Raw genomic sequence first — 17,028 nt, 5'->3', positions numbered from 1 at the left:
AATTTATCATTCACCCCCGAAAATCGATTTGACATGAAACACGCAAATAGCTATTATCGTAAAAGCTTGTGAATGTGAACTCAAGCACATATTCAAGAGGATTTAAATAGCTTGATGAGATACCGTAAAATTCCGAGCGAAACTATCCGGAGGCTCCCGATGTACTTCCGGGCGCTGGTTTTTCTTGAGAAAAACCAGAAGGATTACATCTCAAGCAGCGAGCTTGCAGAGTTCGTACACATCAAACCACCTCAAATCCGTAAAGATTTCTCTTATTTCGGCGCCTTCGGCACCAAGGGCATCGGTTACGATATCAAGAACCTGATTAATGAAATACAGAGCATTCTCAAGCTCGACAGCCCTCAAAAAGCTGCTCTTATCGGTGCGGGCAAGCTGGGGACAGCTCTTTGCCTGTTTCCGGGCTTTAAGGCGTACGGATTTGAAATTTCCGCGATTTTTGACAAAGATCCTGATAAGATCGGCAAAAAAATAGGAAACACCACGATCGAGGACGTAGCAACAGTAGACTCACTCACCCAACGGAACATAAAACTTGCAATCCTGGCTGTGCCGGCCAATACTGCTCAAAGCACTACTGCAGAGCTGGTTCAGGCAGGCATTACCGGAATACTGAACTTATCGCCCTGCTACCTTGATGTACCACCTGATGTGAAAGTGGTAACTATAGATATAGCAATGGAATTGGGCGCGTTGCCCTATTACATATAAATACCATGTTTCAAGGCCGGCGGAGGAGAACTCCGGGTGAAAACGACTTTGGAACGGGCTTTTTGTTAACGCGGTTCTTTGTGTTACAGGAAACAGGGAATTATGAGCATTAAGAAGTTGAAAAAAGATGTTTTCAATGATCTGGTCGCCGCGCTGATCGATTCCGACCAGAGAGTTGTAGGCGTCAAGGCCAAGGGAGATCGATTTGCATTCGGCGATCTCGAATCCGCTGACGAGCTGAGGCTCGACTACGATGTGACTTTGCTGCCTCCAAAGAAGTTCATGCTTCCGCAGATGGAAACGCTGCTCAAGTATGAAGTCGGCGGTGAGTATAAGTCAGCGGGCGAAGCTCCGAAAATGACGCTTATCGGCGTGCATCCGTATGATCTGGTTGCGATAAATCAGATGGACGAGATATTCGCACAGGATGAGTACGATAAGTATTATATGAATCGCAGAAACAATATTACCATTATTGCCTGCGATGTCGTCACACCTTCGAAGAACGTTTTTGCCGGCTCAATGGGCACAGCTACGGTCGACAAGGGCTATGATGTTCTGCTGACTGATATGGGTGACAGTTACCTGGCCGAAGCTGCTACTGACAAGGGCGAGGAGCTTCTGGCAAAGGCAGCTCAGGCAGACGACGCTTCGCCGCAGGATATTGAAGCCCGCAGCAAGGTATGGCAGGAAAACAAGGAAAAGCTCAACAAGCACAAGCTCAATTGTGAGCCCGGCGACATTCCTAAGCTTCTGGACAAAGAAGAAGTTTACGATCACCCCGTCTGGGAAGAAAAGGCCTCGATGTGTTATTCGTGCGGTTCTTGTACCTCTGTGTGTCCGACCTGCTACTGCTTCGACGTTCAGGACGACGTAGAGTGGAACCTCAAGGAAGGTAAACGCTGGCGTGCATGGGACGGCTGTGTGCTGGAAAACTTTGCAACAGTTACAGGCGAGCATAACTTCCGTAAACAGCGTGCACAGCGATTCCGTCACCGCATCTTCCGAAAGGGTAAATACGTGCCCTCGAAGATCGGCGGGCAGATCGCATGCGTGGGCTGCGGCCGATGCGTGACAGCTTGTACTACAGACATCGCCAACCCTGTTGACATTTACAACAGGCTTCTGGAAGACGTCAAAATATAAAGAAGTAACGAGGCGACTCGAAATTAAGGAGAACTGGTAAATGTGTGATTGTTGCAGCAGTAAAAAAGACATATACCTGCCTGAGTTAGCGACGGTCAAAAAGAGGAAGCTAATGAACGGCACGGAGCTGTATCTTCTGATCCAGCTCGATTCAGGCGAAGAACTGGGACATAAGCCCGGTCAGTTCGTCGAAGTATCCATAGCAGGAATCGGCGAATGTCCGATCTCAATATCATCATCGCCAACGCAAAAAGGCGGTTTCGAGCTGGTAGTCAGGAACGCGGGAAGCGTGACCAAGGCTATTCACAAGCTCAAGGTCGGCGACAAAGTTGGTATCCGGGGGCCGTTCGGTGAAGGTTATCATATCGATCAGCTCAAGAACAGAAATCTCATCTGCATCTGCGGCGGTCTGGGTCTTGCACCACAGCGTTCGCTGATCAACTACATCCTGGATAACCCGAGTGATTTCGGCACGCTGACCGTGCTGCTGGGTACTAAATGTTATCCGCAGCGGTTCTTCCGTGAAGAACTGGCGAAGTGGGCAGAGGGTGACGACATGACGTTCAAGGAAACAGTGGACGAAGAACATGACTGCTGGACAGGGAACGTGGGTGTGGTAACCACGCTGATCCCGAAGGTGGAAAGCCATCTTAAAGATTCTGCAGTGCTCGTGTGCGGTCCGCCCGTTATGTATAAGTTCGTGCTGATGGCACTTGAAGAATATGACATACCTCACGATGACATTTATGTCAATCTTGAACGGCGCATGAAGTGCGGCGTAGGAAAGTGCGGCCACTGTCAGATAAACGGCGAATACGTATGCCAGAGTGGTCCTGTGTACCGTTATTCAGAGATAGGCGCAATGCCGGAGGCTATATAAAATGGACAAACCCAAAGTAGCAATTTTTGATTTTGCCTGCTGCGAAGGTTGTCAGCTCCAGATAGTGAATTTAGAGGAGACGATCCTCGATCTCATCGGCGCTGTCGACGTTGTCGAATGGCGGGAGGCAATGAGCGAAAAAAGTCACGAATATGATATCGCGATCATCGAAGGTTCGATAACCAGGCCCGAAGATGAGAAACGCCTGGAGATCATAAGAAGCCGGGCAAAGGTTCTGATCGCGATCGGTGCATGTGCGACTATCGGCGGGATCAACAAGCTCAAGAACAATTTCGATCTCAAGGACGTCAAAAAATGTGTCTACGCTGATTCGGCTGACAAGCCGCACGTAGATACCGAGATGACGAAGGCGCTCGACGAGGTGGTAGAAGTAGACTACAAGATACACGGCTGTCCGATGAACAACGAGGAATTCGCGTATGTAGTCCGCTGTCTGCTGATGGGCAAAAAGCCCGTCATCCCGGATTATCCGGTTTGCGTAGAATGCAAGGCGAAAGAAAACGTATGTCGCTACGAGTACGGCGAGCTGTGCCTGGGACCGATCATCCGTGCAGGCTGCGGAGCGAAGTGTCCTTCGGCAGGTTACAGATGCTTCGGCTGTAGGGGCTATGTTGACAACCCCAATGTCGACGCCGCGAAAGAGATCATGGACAAATACGATCTTACCGTAGAGGACCTGAAAAGCAGAATGGTATTGTTCGGAAGTAAGCAAGGACCTACAATATGAGTAATGTAAATATAAATGTACATCACATGACACGTGTCGAGGGGCACGGCAATATTGTCGTAAACGCTAGTGACGGCACAGTGGAAAAAGTTCAATGGCAGGTTCCCGAAGCGCCGCGTTTCTTCGAAGCGATGGTGCGGGGAAGAAAATTCGATGATATTCAGACGATCGTCAGCAGGATCTGCGGGATATGTTCGATCAGTCACTCACTCGTAGCCATCAAGGCTGTCGAGGATGCACTGAGCATCGACATATCGGAACAGACCGACATGCTGCGTCTTCTGATGCACTACTCGGAACAGCTCCAGAGCCACGTTCTGCACGTCGGCTACCTGGTAGCTCCGGACCTGTTCAACGCTCCATCGGTTGTACCGCTGGTTGGAAAGGCTCCGGAGGCTGTGAAGACGATTATCGGCGTTCACCGCGTAGCAAACCAGATGTCCGAGCTGCTGGCGGGCAGGATCACGCACCCGATCACACTGGTGCCGGGCGGATTTTCGAAGGTGCCGAGTGAAAAGGAACTCAGGCAGCTTCAGGATACGCTGAAGGCACAAGTAAAGCCGCTGCAGACGATCTGTGACGTTGTGGCAAGTGTAGCGGGCAATCTGCCGAACTTCGAACGCGATACTGAGTACGTCTCGCTCAAGCAGGACAAGACGTATACCTTCTATCACGGCGATATAGCGTCGACCGAGGGTACTGTCAAGCCTGTCAGTGAGTGGGAAAGTGTTGCTAACGAGTATGTCGTTGACCAGTCCACAGCTAAATGGGCGAAGTGGAACCGCGAAACTTACATGGTCGGTGCCCTGGCACGTTACAACAACAATGCCGAGTACCTGAGCCCTCTGGGTAAGGAAGTAGCAGGCATGTTTGGTCTGAAGAAGGGCTGCTGCAATCCGTTCATGAACAATATTGCACAGCTTGCAGAGGCTGCACATGTCGTTGAGCACTCAATCGAGCTGATCGACAAGATCCTGAGCAAGGGCATCGAGGACGAGCGTCCGAATATCTCGCCTAAGCCTGGCAGAGGTTATGCAGCTGTCGAGGCTCCTCGCGGCATACTGTTCCACGCATACGAGTTTGACGAAAACTTCGAATGCACCTGGGGCAACATGTGTATCCCGACTAACCAGAACCACGCAAATATCCAGAAGGACTTTGAGAAGTTCGTACCCGAGAATCTCGAGTCTGGCGAGGACAATCTCCGCCAGGGACTGGAAATGCTGGTTCGTGCGTATGATCCGTGTATCTCCTGTTCAACCCACTTCCTTGACGTAGAATTCGTACGCTAAACAGATCGACTCACAATTTCAGGTCCCGTCCCTTTTGCCTTGGAGGAGGCGGAGGAGAGACGGGGCCTGTTTTTTTTCAACACATATAATAGTATAGCATTCAATTGGACCGCCGCATAATTTAACAGCCGCGCCTCCGACGAACTTTTTGGAGAGTCCATTCTCGGCGAACTGTGAAATTATGCGGCTGGCGAGTCCGGCAATGGGAGCAAATATTTGAATACTGATCCCTTTCCGGCCATTTTGTTGCGATTATTTCTCTCGGGGCTCACAATGGGCAAAGATACGATAGTAATAGGATTGGGAAATCCGCTGATGTGCGACGAAGGCATCGGCATCACGCTTATCGAATACCTCACTAAAAAGCAGGATGAACACCCGGATGTAGATTTCATCGATGCAGGCACGGGGGGGATGCAGCTTTTGCATTACATCTCCGGAAGAAAGAAGGCTGTGCTTATAGACTGCGCATTCATGGGAACTGAGCCGGGCACGATAAAACGCTTCACGGCGGACGAGGTCAAAAGCATCAAAAAACTCTCACACCTGTCCCTGCACGAGGTGGACATTCTCAAGGTGATCGAACTGTCGGAACAGTTGGGTGAAGCTCCGGATGAGGTCGTCTTTTTCGGTATCGAGCCTGCGGCAGTTGAGGACGGCATGGAACTGTCGGACACGCTTGCCGGCAAGATCGATGACTATCTGCAAACAATCGATGCTGAACTGGGGACGGATTAACGCACCTGATGGTGTTTAACCTCACTTCGGCTGTATCAGCTCCATCAATGCCTGGGAGAACGCCTCCAGCCCCACTTCGTAGCGATAGTCAGCTATATGATCCAGCTCAGTAGGGCCCTTGTTGACGATCACGATCTTAGCGCCGCTTTGATCGGCAAGCACCGGGATGCTTGCTGCGGGGTAAACCGCGAGGGACGTTCCCATAATGAGCAGGACGTCACAGGTTGTCGCCAGCTCCTGGGAACGACTAATCGCGTCCTCGGGTATGAGGTCACCGAAAAAAACGAGGTCTGGACGTATCAGACCGCCGCACTGACACATCGGCACCCCGTCAGTGACGATCATTTCGTCTACCCGCGTTCTGTTAAACGCCCTGCTGCAGTCGACGCACCGGAATGTGGTGACGTTTCCGTGAAACTCTATTACATCTTGTGAACCGGCCTTTTGGTGCAGGCCGTCGATATTCTGCGTGATTATTGCAGAAATCAGCCCCGCCTTTTCGAGTTCGGCGAGTGCTCGATGTGCGATGTTCGGCTCCTTATCCACGAGCGGATGGATGTACTCGTATGCTATCTTGTAGTATTCTTCTGGGGATGAGAGCAGAAAATCCACCTCGAACACCCGCTGTGAGACCGTAGCGTACAGTCCGCTGGGACCGCGAAAATCCGGTATGCCGGAGGCGGTTGACACACCAGCGCCGGTGAGAACCACTGTCCGGTTCGCTTTCTTGAGCAGATCCAATAATTGGCGAGCATCTTCGATCGCGTTGTCCATCTAAACCTCCGTAAATTGACAAACAGACATTCTTTCTCAAGCCCGGCTGTTTGTCAACGAATCATGAATCGCAGTTTTTGGGTAGATTTCCCGACTCAGCTTTGGGGTGCATCAAAAAAAGGTGGCGCGAACATTTTGGATATGGTATAACTTAGAGAAAAGGTTATTTTTCGAGGTATATCATGTCACAGCAGGATTGGATTGAAGAAGCGGTTGCCGAATTTCGCAAGGGTTGCCAGGAGCTCCACGACGAGCTCGATTCCGCGGCTAATGGGACGTTGCTGGATGTCAGCGATGATCAGATCGTCAGAACGCTTGAGCCTTTACTCAAGGATGTGCAGCGAAAGGCTATCCAGACGGCATTGGAAAAATCCCAGACTGATTCGGACTACCGGCGTTGCGGCAAGTGTAAAAAAAAATGAGACACAAGGGCAGCAAATCCTACGAGTTCATCACCAAGCGTGGCAATATAAGTCTTACCGGCACTTATTATCATTGCAGTTGCGGCAGCAGCAAGCCGATCAGCAATCTTGTCAGCAGCGGCCGCAAATACAGCCGGATCGCCAACGAGCTGGTATTGCGTCATACGGCAAGTGGCCCTTATAAAGAGGTTAGCCGATTTTTGCGTCAAGACTTCAGTATTCATATATCTCACGAATCGCTGAGAAGGCGGATATTGGCGGTTTCAGGCTCTATCAGACAAAACCGTGATTGCAGCAGCGACGACCGGAAGTGGGACGAAATTGCCGGCAGTAAGCTGTATGGCTATGCCGACGGAGTGTTGATAAACGTACGTCGTGAAGGGTGGAAGGAAGTCAAACTTCTGCGTTACGAGGATGACGCCTGTAGTAAGGTCAGCCATCGTGCTGTGCTCGGTCCGATCAAGCAGTTCGGCTCTCTTGCCCGTCGTGAGGCGATTCGGATTGGAGCATCGAAAGCCAAAGACATGACGTTTTTAATGGACGGTGCGGAAGGTTTTCACAGGCATATAAAAAGCAATCTTCCTAATGCAAAACAAGTAGTTGATTACTGGCACTGCTGTCAGCACATTGGCGAGTGTGCCAGTTTGCTTTACGGTGAAAATTCGAAGAGGAGCAATCGCTGGCGAAGCAAATACTGTCATGTACTTCGAGATAAGGGGCCCAAAAAACTGATCAGGAGCTTGCGAATCAGCAAAAGCCGGGTTGCGAGCAGCGAAGACGCCGAGGCCTTGTCGAAGCTGATCAACTTCCTGTCTCGGCGGATTGAGCGGATCGACTATCCGAAATTGCTGGCTATGGGGCTTCGCGTGGACAGCGGACCGATAGAAAGTTCATGCAAAACCGTTGTGCAGGCCCGCCTGAAGAGCTCAGGGATGCGGTGGAGCCGACAAGGAGCATCCGCTATGCTGGAAGTCAGAACCGCACTGCACAGCGATTTATGGGAATATGCTATAAAAGACTGTGCCTAAATATTGTGATGCACCCCAGCTTTGGCCGGTGCTCGAATTTCTGTTGACATGAAACGCCCAGATTAGTATTATCACACCAATTATGACTAAGGAAAAGATCAAAATGGAAAAAGCGTTCCTCTCAGGAAACGAAGCGGTGGCCTTCGGCGCATACGAAGCAGGCATGCAGGTTGCTTGTGCATATCCGGGCACTCCCTCGACCGAGATCCTCGAAGCGATAGCGGAGTTCCCAGAAATCGATGCCCAGTGGTCAGTAAATGAAAAAGTGGCCTATGAAGTTGCACTCGGTGCGGCAGTTGGCGGCGTGAGGAGCCTTTATGCATGCAAGCATGTAGGGCTGAACGTTGCTATGGACCCGCTGATGACATCGTCTTATACCGGTATCAACGCCGGCTTTGTCATCGTGGTCTGCGATGATCCGGGGATGCACTCTTCGCAGAACGAGCAGGACACCCGCTGGGTCAGCCTGTATTCGAAGATGCCGATGCTGGAACCTTCGAGCCCGAGCGAGGCGAAGGAACACGTTGCGAGGGCATTCGATATCAGCGAAGAATTCGATACGCCTGTGATCGTGAGGATGACCACGCGTATTTCGCACACCAAGGAAGATATGGTGCTGGGTAAACGTGTCGAAAAGGAGACCGCCCCGCTGTCATATGACGAGAAGAAATACGTGATGATACCGGCGTTCGCACGCAAGAGGCATGTGGTGGTGGAGGAACGGCTTGGCAAGCTGAAGGACTTTGCCGAGACGACGGATCTGAACGAAATCACCATCAATGACAAGTCGGTTGGGTTTTTAACCTCGAGCATTCCGTATCATTACCTTAAAGAAGAATACCCCGATGCTTCGTATCTGAAGCTCGGCTTTTCGTATCCGTTCTGTGACGATAAGATCAGGGAGTTTGCGGATTCTGTGGATAAGCTGGTTGTTGTCGAAGAGCTCGATCCGTTCTTTGAGACGCATCTGGCGGCTATGGGGCTGGAGTTTGAGACCAAGGATGCGACATTCCAGACGGGTGAGCTCACGCCGGACGTTATGAAGGACGTCGTCGAGGGCAAGAAACGGCCCGCACCGGCGGCAGTTGCGAAACGGCCACCGCGTTTGTGTCCGGGCTGCCCACACTGGTTCTCGTTCGCAACGCTCAAAAAGCACAATATATACGTCGCTGGCGATATTGGCTGTTATACGCTTGCGTCTCTGCCGCCGACTTCTGCGATGCATACGTGCGTTTGCATGGGTGCGGGCGTGACCTTTAACGAAGGGCTCCGCAAGGCGCATCCGAACGAGAAGATACTAGGCGTGGTGGGAGACTCAACGTTCGTGCATTCGGGCGTAACGGGGCTTATCAATGCCGCTTACAACGGCTCGAAGGGCGTTATAATGATCGTGGACAATTCGATTACCGCGATGACGGGTGGACAGCAGAACCCCGCGACGGGTCTGACGATCCGTAATGAGCGGACCAAGCTGCTGGACCTGGAGGCACTTTGCAAGAGCTGCGGTGCTGATAACGTAGATGTGATCGATCCAACGAACCGCAAGGAATTTGACGCACTTGTCGAAAAACGGGTTACCGAGGATGCACTTTCGGTCATTATCGCAAAACATCCATGTAAGCTTATCAAATAAAGAGCAGGAAACTTATGAGCACTAATGTTCAGAATATAACGTTGGGTGGAATCGGCGGCCAGGGTGTGGTCAAGGCTTCAGAGATTTGCGGCTGGGCGGCTGCGTTGGCCGGGTTTCACGTTAAAAAGAGCGAGGTTCACGGCATGGCGCAAAGAGGCGGGTCGGTTGAATCGCATGTGCGGTTCGGCGAGGAAGTGAATTCGCCTCTGGTTGCAGAAGGCCGGGCGGACTACCTCGTCTGCTTCCATGAAGACGAGCACAACCGCCTGAAGGTCTTTCTCAAGCCGGACGGTGTTGATCTGGCTGGGTATCTGTCCAAGGCGGAAGATGTGATCGAAAACCCCAGGTATCTGAATACGTTTTTGGTCGGTGTCCTCTCTGCCAAGATCAGCGACATTGCCGAGGAACACTGGCTGGCAGCGATCGCCAAGGTTTTTGCCGCGAAGTACCTCGAAGAAAACACTAGGGTCTTCATGGAAGGACGGAGGATTAGCCAAGAGTGATTTGGGAAAAACACGTAGAATGCATGGACCAGGAGCAGCTCAGCAAGCTGCAGTCGCAACGCCTTAAGGAACTGGTCACTTACGTCTATGAAAACAATCCGATCTACAAAGAGAGATTGGACAGTAGCGGAGTGACGCCGGATACGATAAACGACATATCCGACATTACGAAGCTCCCCTTCACTACCAAAATGGACATGCGGGACAGTTATCCGTATGGTCTGTTTTCCAAACCGCAGAAAGAAATCGCTGAGATACATGTCTCCAGCGGTACGACCGGCAATCCGACGCTGGTAGGTTATACTCGCAAGGATGTCGCGTTGTGGTCGAACGTTATGGCACGTGCTCTGTGCTGTGCGGGCGGAGAGCCGGGCGACATAATACAGATCGCGTACGGCTATGGTCTGTTTACCGGCGGGCTTGGTTTCCACTATGGAGCTCTGGAGATGGGGCTGACGGTAATTCCCACATCTTCGGGTCAGACTGCAAGGCAGCTAAAGATCATGCAGGACTTCCAGCCGCGGATTCTTGCCTGTACACCGAGCTATGCACTTTACATGGCTGAGGCGGCTAAGGAAGCTGGGCTGGATCCGCGTGAGAGCAGTTGGGAGATCGGCATATTCGGCGCGGAGCCGTGGAGCGAGTCAATGCGAAACGAGATCGAGGATTCGCTCGGTCTGATCGCGACGGATGTTTACGGCTTGTCCGAGATCATCGGGCCGGGCGTGTCGCAGGAATGCACGTACAAAGACGGCCTGCATATATTCTCGGATGTGTTCTACCCGGAGATCATCGACCCTGAGACGGGTGAGCAGGTTGAGCCTGGTGAGGACGGTGAACTGGTGATCACCACTCTGACTAAAGAGGGCATTCCCCTTCTGCGGTACAGGACACGGGACATTGTCAGCGTCAATTATGAAAAGTGTGAATGTGGTCGAACGAGTCCGCGTGTGTCGAAGATCAAGGGCAGGACGGATGACATGATCGTTGTACGGGGCATCAACGTCTTCCCGTCGCAGATCGAGCATGTGCTGGTGGGTATGGAAGGTATCGGGCCGCACTACCAGATCGTTATCGACCGTGAAAAGCACAGTCTGGACAAGGTGGACATTCTGGTGGAGCTCGACGAAAAAAGATTCAGCGACGAGATCAAGCAGCTTCACGGTCTCGAGACGAAGATCAAAAAAGAGATCGAATCGATTCTCAGTATTGGAGTGACCGTAAAACTGGTAGAGCCCAAGACTATCGAAAGAAGCATGGGCAAGGCCAAAAGAGTTGTCGACAAACGAAACGCATAGAGGAGGCCGCATGAAGATCAAACAGATTTCAGTCTTTCTTGAAAACCGCAAAGGCAGACTATTCGACGCATGCTCCATACTCGGACAGAACGGCGTAAACATTCGCGCTTGCACGATCGCGGAGACGGAGACATTCGGCGTATTGCGGATCGTGGTCGACAAGGCTGAGCAGGCCGTCGAGGTTCTCAAGGATAACGGCTTTGTAGCGAATATCACTTCCGTCGTCGTCGCAGAAGTCGCGGACGAGCCGGGCGGACTTGCTAAAATACTGAAGACCCTTTCGGACAATGACGTCAACATCGAATACATGTACGGCTTTGTCGAAAAGTTCACCGACAAGGCTTTGATGGTTTTCCGGTTTGAAGACACGGACCGGGCACAGAAGATACTTCAGCAGAACGGCATTAAGATAATCAATCAGGAAGAAGTGGAGGGTCTGTAATGGTCACTCTTCTTTCGCAGATCGTGCCTACCCAACCGTTGATCGTATTCGGCAGTGCGGCGGCTCTTGTCGTCATCGCCCTGACAGCCTGGGCAATACACTACAAATAAGCGAGGAGGCCATTGTGGACGAACATCGCGTTCTGACGGTAGTCACTGTTTGCGGCTATTTCGCAATCTTGATCTTTCTGGGGGTGTGGAACTCACGTAAGATCAAAACGAGTTCCGATTACATGCTCGCCGGCCGGGGTCTCAAATTCTGGTCGTTCGTTTTGCTTTTGATGGGCTCGGCTGCAAGCGGCATGACGATACTGGGCGTGAGCGGACTGGGATATACCGCGGGCTGGCCAACCTTCTGGGAACAGCTTGCCGTTCCGTTGAGCTGCAGCTTCTGTCTGATATTCTTCGGGGCGAAACTGAGCCGTATCGCATCGAATCGCGAATACCAGACGATCGAAGATTATTTTTGCGAACGGTACGAGAGCGAAGGCTCGATGCGGCTGCTGTCCTCCATTACGGTCGGCTTCGTATCGATCGTTTACCTGATCGGGCAGTTTACCGCGGTGGGATTCATACTGAGCTGGATGCTGGGCCTGCCGTATCAATGGGCATTGATAATCGGGGCCCTGATCACCATGTCTTACGTTCTGCTGGGTGGGTTGCGTGCGATCGCTTCCATTGCCTCTTTACAGGTCATTCTCATGCTGATCGGCGTGTTGATCATCTGCCCACTTATAATCTCGAAGGCTCCGGACTTTAATAGTGTGCTTGCAAAGCTCGATCCGAACATGCTCAAGGCAGCTTATCCGCAGGAGTTTCCGCCGGCGAATGCCCACTCGTTCATGACGCCCTTCTTTGCACTTTCGCTGTGCATGCTGCTGATAATGGGTCTGGCTTCGGCGCCGCACATCATAAACAACGTGCTTGCTGTGAATCAGAAAAAGTATTTCAAGTGGGCTCCGCTGATCGTGTTCGTGGCGTATTTTGTCATGATGGCATTGATCAAGACTTCCGGTTTTGCCGCACGCGCCCTGGCTGAAAGGGGTATCATCGAGGTTGAGAGAGCCGACCGTGCATTTATACAGGCGGTTGAATTCATATTTAGAGACATGCCTTTTGTTTCGATCCTTGCGGGTACAGTTGTGCTGGCCGCGGTGATGACAACGACGGACCGACTGATGCTGACGATCGGCAACTGCATAAGCTGGGACATCTACAAGAAATTCATTCATCGCACAGCAAGTGACCAGCTCGTGAATCTTATCAACCGTGCAACGGTGTTCGTCACTACGGTTCTTGCTGTCGTCGTCGCTCTATATCCGCCCAAGCTTCTTGCATTTCTGATCTGGGCGGCCGTCGGGGTGATGTTCTCAGCATTCACGGTTCCCCTGCTGGGCGGCTTATACTGGAAACGCGGCACCAGAGAGGGCTGTATTACCGCGATGGCGGCGGGGTTCATCAGCGCCCTTGTTTTCGCAGCGATGGGTAAAGGGCTTTTCCCGGGCATCAATCCCGTACCTATGCCCGTACACTTCAGCCTGTTCTCTTTCGGCGTTTCGCTGGTAAGCTATGTACTGGTGAGTTTGGCAACTAAGAAACCGAATGACAAGGTTCTCGAAATAACTGAAACTGGTTTATTCATAGAGCAGAAAACATGCAAGTACCATTCTGGGACGAACGAATCGAAACAGCAAGCAGAGGCGATCTAGAGGCCCTGCAGCTTGAGAGGTTGAAAAAGGTCGTGGACTCGGCCTTCAAAACGCCCTTTTACAAGAAACGCCTTGCCAAGGCGGGCATGTCCTCCAGCGACGACATCAAGTCACTTGAAGACTTGAAAAAGATCCCTTTCACCACCAAGGACGACCTGCGAAAGAGTTTTCCGAAGGGGCTTCTCGCTTGCGACATGGACGAGGTCAATCGGATACACAGCTCCAGCGGCACCACGGGGATACCGACGGTAATATATTTTTCAGGTGAAGATGTCGATACCTGGACCGATCTCGTCGCGCGTTGTGTAGTCTGCACCGGCGCGAGCAAGAAGGATGTGTTCCAGAATATGATGACGTACGGTCTGTTCACAGGCGGACTGGGGCTGCATTACGGAGCGGAAAAAGCGGGCATGACGGTAATACCTGTTTCGAGCGGAAATACTCTTCGGCAGGTTCAGATCATGCAGGATTTCCAGACATCAGTGGTGCATGCGACGCCAAGCTATATGCTGCACATCCGCACGGTGCTGGATGAGAACGATATTTCGCTCAAACAGCTCAATCTGCAGAAGGCATTTATCGGGGCGGAGCCGCACAGCGAAAACGTCCGCAAGAAGATCGAAGAGCTGTATAATATCGATGCGTATAACTCCTACGGGCTGAGTGAGATGAACGGGCCGGGGCTTGCGTTTGAATGCGTACATAAAGCGGGCATGCATTTCTGGGAAGACGGCTATATCGTTGAGATCGTTGATCCGGAGACGGACGAGAATCTCGAAGACGGTGAGCCCGGCGAGGTGATCGTTACAAATCTTATTCGGCATGCAACCCCGCTGATGCGGTACAGGACGCGTGATCTGGCGTCGATACTGCCCGGTCAGTGTGAATGCGGCAGAACGCACCGCCGGTTGAGCAGGATCAAAGGCAGAACTGACGACATGCTTATCATCAACGGCGTGAACGTTTTCCCGTCGCAGATCGAAGAAGTGATCATGAAGATCCCCGAAGTCGGCACGAACTATCAGATATGTCTCGACAAGCAGGGAGCACTCGACCGGCTGACCGTACAGGTCGAGATATATTCAAAGATGTTCACAGGCAGCGCGGGCGAGCTGGAGAACCTGCGTCACAGAATAGTCGAAAAGCTCAAGGGAACCATCACCATTAAGCCCCTGGTAAAGCTTCACGAGCCGGGATTCCTGCCTGTGTACGAGGGCAAGGCCAAACGCGTAATTGACGAGAGACCCAAAGACGAACAATAGGAGGCTCAAAATGACCAAACAGCTTAACGTATTCGTAGAAAACCGCCCAGGCAGACTCGAATCGGTCACACAGAGCCTGCTCGAAAGTAATATCAATGTGCGTGCGTTCGCTATGCAGGATCGGGGCGATTACGGTCTGCTGAAGCTGATCGTGGACAAGCCGCAGGAAGCGTACCTGGCACTGTCCGAGAAGAATTTTGCATGTGCACTGAAGGATACGCTGGCGATATCCGTGCCGGACAAGCCGGGAAATCTGCACAAGCTGACGACGGTGCTGGCGGAAAATGACATCAATGTGATCGATGCTTACGGCTTTGTCCTCGAGCCGGACCACCAGGGAATATGCTGTCTCGAGATCGAAAATCTCAAAGAAACGAACGCTCCGCAGATCGTGAGCGAGGCAGGCTTTGAGGTGCTTTCGGCCGAAGAGCTTAGTGACTTGTAGCGCGGCATGTAAAAAAGTTCCTCACGGAATAATGAGGAGCACCCACTTTGGGCCGCCGCAGAATTTAACAGCCGCGCCTCCGACGAACTTTTAAGTGAGTCCATTCTCGGCGGACTGTGAAATTATGCGGCTGGGCAATCCGGCAAACATGAGCGAGCAATGAATTTGCCGCCGTTATCTGCTATTTGATTATGGATCAAATATAAAAGGTCCGCGGGGAAGAACATCCCAGCGGACCTTTTCAATGCGCTAAGTTTGAGCGGGCTTTTTACTTCTTCGCCAGTTCCTTGTAGATCGTCATTGCATCGTCGAACGGCTGTAAGGCCCTCTCGAAAACGCCCAGACTGTAGGCGATCGTAAGGCCGTAGTTGGTGAACGGCACTTGGGCCTTTCTTGCAATGTCTATGCGGGAGAGCACCTGCCTGCGGTTCCATACGCAGGCTCCGCAGTGTATCACCAGTTTGTAGTCGGAGAGGTCCTCTGGGAAATCACGTCCTGCGGCTACCTCGATGTCCAGGTCATCACCGACGTAACTTTGCAGCCATCGCGGTATCTTGATCCGCCCGATATCCTCGCCTATCGGGTGATGCGAACATGCCTCGGAGATCAGCACCTTGTCACCGCCCTTCAATTCCTCGATGGCCATGGCGCCCTCGACCATCGAGCAGAGGTCGCCTTTGTACCTAGCGAACAGAACCGAAAAGCCAGTCAGAGGTATATCAGCGGGAACGGTTTTTGAAACCTGGGCGAATGCCTGGCTGTCCGTGACCACCAGTGCGGGGGGCTGTTTGAGATTGGTGAGCGTCTGTTCGAGCATGTTCTCTTTGACCACCATTGCACAGCAGTTCGCATCGAGCACCTCGCGCAGGGTCTGTACCTGTGCGAGTATCAGCCTGCCCTTCGGAGCCTCGATATCTATCGGCACCACGAGGACAACCGTATCGCCGTCGTTTACGAGCCCGCCGAGCAGTGTGTCTTTTTCGATCCGTACATCCTCGGAAATTTCGATGATCTGCTGACGCAGCCGGGAAATGCCTTCATCCTTTACTATACTCGTAGCGACCACGGGGCCCACTTTCAGGTCCCGGATATGCTCTTCGAGCTCGCCATCGTTGCGCAGATCGGCCTTGTTGGTAACCACGATAACGGGGACGCCCTGCTCTTTGAGCATTGCGCAAAGTTTCTGCTCATACTCCTGCCAGCGGTCTGTCACCACCAGGGCAAGGTCGGTCTTTTCGATTGCTTTGTATGTTTTGTCCACCCGCATCTTGCCAAGTGCACCGATATCATCGATTCCGGCTGTGTCCACGAAAACCACCGGGCCGACGGGCTGCAGCTCCATGACCTTCTCAACAGGGTCGGTGGTTGTTCCGGCCACTTCGGACACGATAGAGACCTGCTGACTAAGAAGCGAATTGAGGACCGAGGACTTGCCGACATTGCGTCTGCCGAAAATTCCTATGTGCAGTCTCAGAGCTTTGGGTGTCTTGAGCATCACAATACTCCTGAAGAAGTGAATAAAAATGGGGGCTGGAATCTGAGCCCAGCCCCATCCTTTGACACCCTGGAGGTGCCAAACTGAAGGAGGAGGAAGAGTGAATTATCTATTTGCCGCCGTTTTTCATAGCCGAACCTTTGTTCAGCTTCAAAAAAACAGGCAAGCATACCTACCATTCCTTTGAAGAAAAGTGTAGGGCCGGCAAGGTGGCCGACCCTACTATTTGGCATCCTGTTGAATGCCAAACCAAAGGAGGAGGAGGAGGAGACAAAATTAAATCTTGATAGTGCTGATAATCTCATCAGCTTATTTCATGCAGTCGCCCGTAAGTTCAAAACGGTACCGCAACCCCATCATGTTTACATTATATCGGTAAAGCTCCCCATTTGCATTAAAAATATGATGGGGCCGGAAGAAATTTTCCCAGCCCCATCCTTTGGCGCCCGTGTGGACGCCAAACCAAAGGAGGAGGAGGAGGCAAA

Annotated in this window: 18 protein-coding genes; 15 read left to right on the top strand and 3 right to left on the bottom strand. The window is 51.9% G+C overall.

Translation table 11 applies throughout. The features are described 5' to 3' along the window. Positions 1-114: 114 nt before the first annotated feature. From STSP2_RS07010 to STSP2_RS06985, 6 genes are all read left to right on the top strand, one after another. Positions 115-729 (top strand): redox-sensing transcriptional repressor Rex, encoded by a 615-nt coding sequence (locus STSP2_RS07010; protein ID WP_146661172.1) that lies wholly within the window; start codon positions 115-117, stop codon positions 727-729. Between the two features lie 102 nt (positions 730-831). Then, positions 832-1,875, top strand: a complete 1,044-nt coding sequence (locus STSP2_RS07005) for a 4Fe-4S dicluster domain-containing protein (protein ID WP_146661170.1) — start codon at positions 832-834, stop codon at positions 1,873-1,875. A 40-nt stretch (positions 1,876-1,915) separates the two neighbouring features. Further along, positions 1,916-2,755: an FAD/NAD(P)-binding protein gene (locus STSP2_RS07000; RefSeq protein WP_146661168.1), complete on the top strand. Its 840-nt coding sequence runs from the start codon at positions 1,916-1,918 to the stop codon at positions 2,753-2,755. Position 2,756: 1 nt separating this feature from the next. Beyond that, positions 2,757-3,503, top strand: coding sequence for an NADH-quinone oxidoreductase subunit B family protein (locus STSP2_RS06995; RefSeq protein WP_146661166.1), 747 nt, complete (start codon positions 2,757-2,759; stop codon positions 3,501-3,503). Beyond that, on the top strand, positions 3,500-4,795 hold the full coding sequence (locus STSP2_RS06990) for a Ni/Fe hydrogenase subunit alpha (protein WP_146661164.1): 1,296 nt from the start codon (positions 3,500-3,502) through the stop codon (positions 4,793-4,795). The genes STSP2_RS06995 and STSP2_RS06990 overlap by 4 nt, the downstream gene beginning before the upstream one ends. A gap of 273 nt (positions 4,796-5,068) precedes the next feature. Beyond that, complete coding sequence (locus STSP2_RS06985) at positions 5,069-5,533, top strand: hydrogenase maturation protease (RefSeq protein ID WP_146661162.1); 465 nt, start codon at positions 5,069-5,071, stop codon at positions 5,531-5,533. Between the two features lie 21 nt (positions 5,534-5,554). Here the strand turns inward: STSP2_RS06985 and STSP2_RS06980 are convergent, their stop codons facing one another. Then, positions 5,555-6,307, bottom strand: a complete 753-nt coding sequence (locus STSP2_RS06980) for an SIR2 family NAD-dependent protein deacylase (RefSeq protein WP_146661160.1) — start codon at positions 6,305-6,307, stop codon at positions 5,555-5,557. Positions 6,308-6,489: 182 nt separating this feature from the next. On the opposite strand from STSP2_RS06980, the gene STSP2_RS06975 reads away from it, so the two are divergent. From STSP2_RS06975 to STSP2_RS06935, 9 genes are all read left to right on the top strand, one after another. Further along, positions 6,490-6,729 (top strand): hypothetical protein, encoded by a 240-nt coding sequence (locus tag STSP2_RS06975; RefSeq protein WP_146659667.1) that lies wholly within the window; start codon positions 6,490-6,492, stop codon positions 6,727-6,729. Further along, positions 6,726-7,757: a transposase gene (locus STSP2_RS06970; protein ID WP_146659665.1), complete on the top strand. Its 1,032-nt coding sequence runs from the start codon at positions 6,726-6,728 to the stop codon at positions 7,755-7,757. Before STSP2_RS06975 ends, STSP2_RS06970 begins: the two co-directional genes overlap by 4 nt. Before the next feature lie 103 nt (positions 7,758-7,860). Further along, complete coding sequence (locus STSP2_RS06965; protein ID WP_169853053.1) at positions 7,861-9,390, top strand: thiamine pyrophosphate-dependent enzyme; 1,530 nt, start codon at positions 7,861-7,863, stop codon at positions 9,388-9,390. 14 nt (positions 9,391-9,404) lie between these two features. Beyond that, positions 9,405-9,893 carry a 2-oxoacid:acceptor oxidoreductase family protein gene (locus STSP2_RS06960; RefSeq protein WP_146661156.1) on the top strand — a complete coding sequence of 163 codons (489 nt, stop codon included), beginning with the start codon at positions 9,405-9,407 and terminating at the stop codon, positions 9,891-9,893. Beyond that, on the top strand, positions 9,890-11,191 hold the full coding sequence (locus tag STSP2_RS06955) for a phenylacetate--CoA ligase family protein (RefSeq protein WP_205848025.1): 1,302 nt from the start codon (positions 9,890-9,892) through the stop codon (positions 11,189-11,191). Before STSP2_RS06960 ends, STSP2_RS06955 begins: the two co-directional genes overlap by 4 nt. A gap of 10 nt (positions 11,192-11,201) precedes the next feature. After that, positions 11,202-11,633: an ACT domain-containing protein gene (locus STSP2_RS06950; protein WP_146661154.1), complete on the top strand. Its 432-nt coding sequence runs from the start codon at positions 11,202-11,204 to the stop codon at positions 11,631-11,633. 124 nt (positions 11,634-11,757) lie between these two features. After that, a complete protein-coding gene (locus STSP2_RS06945; RefSeq protein ID WP_205848024.1) occupies positions 11,758-13,341 on the top strand; it encodes a sodium:solute symporter family protein in 1,584 nt (527 codons plus the stop codon). Beyond that, complete coding sequence (locus STSP2_RS06940) at positions 13,287-14,603, top strand: phenylacetate--CoA ligase family protein (RefSeq protein ID WP_146661152.1); 1,317 nt, start codon at positions 13,287-13,289, stop codon at positions 14,601-14,603. The genes STSP2_RS06945 and STSP2_RS06940 overlap by 55 nt, the downstream gene beginning before the upstream one ends. 10 nt (positions 14,604-14,613) lie before the next feature. Continuing rightward, positions 14,614-15,048, top strand: a complete 435-nt coding sequence (locus STSP2_RS06935) for a hypothetical protein (RefSeq protein WP_146661151.1) — start codon at positions 14,614-14,616, stop codon at positions 15,046-15,048. Positions 15,049-15,316: 268 nt separating this feature from the next. Here the strand turns inward: STSP2_RS06935 and hydF are convergent, their stop codons facing one another. Together hydF and STSP2_RS17480 are read right to left on the bottom strand one after the other, a co-directional pair. Next, positions 15,317-16,543, bottom strand: a complete 1,227-nt coding sequence (hydF, locus tag STSP2_RS06930; protein WP_146661149.1) for a [FeFe] hydrogenase H-cluster maturation GTPase HydF — start codon at positions 16,541-16,543, stop codon at positions 15,317-15,319. Next, on the bottom strand, positions 16,543-16,848 hold the full coding sequence (locus STSP2_RS17480) for a hypothetical protein (protein WP_205848023.1): 306 nt from the start codon (positions 16,846-16,848) through the stop codon (positions 16,543-16,545). Before STSP2_RS17480 ends, hydF begins: the two co-directional genes overlap by 1 nt. Positions 16,849-17,028: the final 180 nt, after the last annotated feature.

This window comes from Anaerohalosphaera lusitana (assembly GCF_002007645.1).
Lineage (GTDB): Bacteria > Planctomycetota > Phycisphaerae > Sedimentisphaerales > Anaerohalosphaeraceae > Anaerohalosphaera > Anaerohalosphaera lusitana.
This window is presented reverse-complemented; position numbering and strand designations above follow the sequence as displayed.

Coding starts and splice junctions, on each gene's coding strand:
- hydF (WP_146661149.1), bottom strand. CDS start 16,543: ATGCTCAAGACACCCAAAGCTCTGAGACTGCACATAGGAATTTTCGGC.
- STSP2_RS07000 (WP_146661168.1), top strand. CDS start 1,916: ATGTGTGATTGTTGCAGCAGTAAAAAAGACATATACCTGCCTGAGTTA.
- STSP2_RS06985 (WP_146661162.1), top strand. CDS start 5,069: ATGGGCAAAGATACGATAGTAATAGGATTGGGAAATCCGCTGATGTGC.
- STSP2_RS06935 (WP_146661151.1), top strand. CDS start 14,614: ATGACCAAACAGCTTAACGTATTCGTAGAAAACCGCCCAGGCAGACTC.
- STSP2_RS06980 (WP_146661160.1), bottom strand. CDS start 6,307: ATGGACAACGCGATCGAAGATGCTCGCCAATTATTGGATCTGCTCAAG.
- STSP2_RS06970 (WP_146659665.1), top strand. CDS start 6,726: ATGAGACACAAGGGCAGCAAATCCTACGAGTTCATCACCAAGCGTGGC.
- STSP2_RS06960 (WP_146661156.1), top strand. CDS start 9,405: ATGAGCACTAATGTTCAGAATATAACGTTGGGTGGAATCGGCGGCCAG.
- STSP2_RS06965 (WP_169853053.1), top strand. CDS start 7,861: ATGGAAAAAGCGTTCCTCTCAGGAAACGAAGCGGTGGCCTTCGGCGCA.
- STSP2_RS06950 (WP_146661154.1), top strand. CDS start 11,202: ATGAAGATCAAACAGATTTCAGTCTTTCTTGAAAACCGCAAAGGCAGA.
- STSP2_RS06990 (WP_146661164.1), top strand. CDS start 3,500: ATGAGTAATGTAAATATAAATGTACATCACATGACACGTGTCGAGGGG.
- STSP2_RS06975 (WP_146659667.1), top strand. CDS start 6,490: ATGTCACAGCAGGATTGGATTGAAGAAGCGGTTGCCGAATTTCGCAAG.
- STSP2_RS17480 (WP_205848023.1), bottom strand. CDS start 16,848: ATGAGATTATCAGCACTATCAAGATTTAATTTTGTCTCCTCCTCCTCC.
- STSP2_RS06995 (WP_146661166.1), top strand. CDS start 2,757: ATGGACAAACCCAAAGTAGCAATTTTTGATTTTGCCTGCTGCGAAGGT.
- STSP2_RS07005 (WP_146661170.1), top strand. CDS start 832: ATGAGCATTAAGAAGTTGAAAAAAGATGTTTTCAATGATCTGGTCGCC.
- STSP2_RS06940 (WP_146661152.1), top strand. CDS start 13,287: ATGCAAGTACCATTCTGGGACGAACGAATCGAAACAGCAAGCAGAGGC.
- STSP2_RS07010 (WP_146661172.1), top strand. CDS start 115: ATGAGATACCGTAAAATTCCGAGCGAAACTATCCGGAGGCTCCCGATG.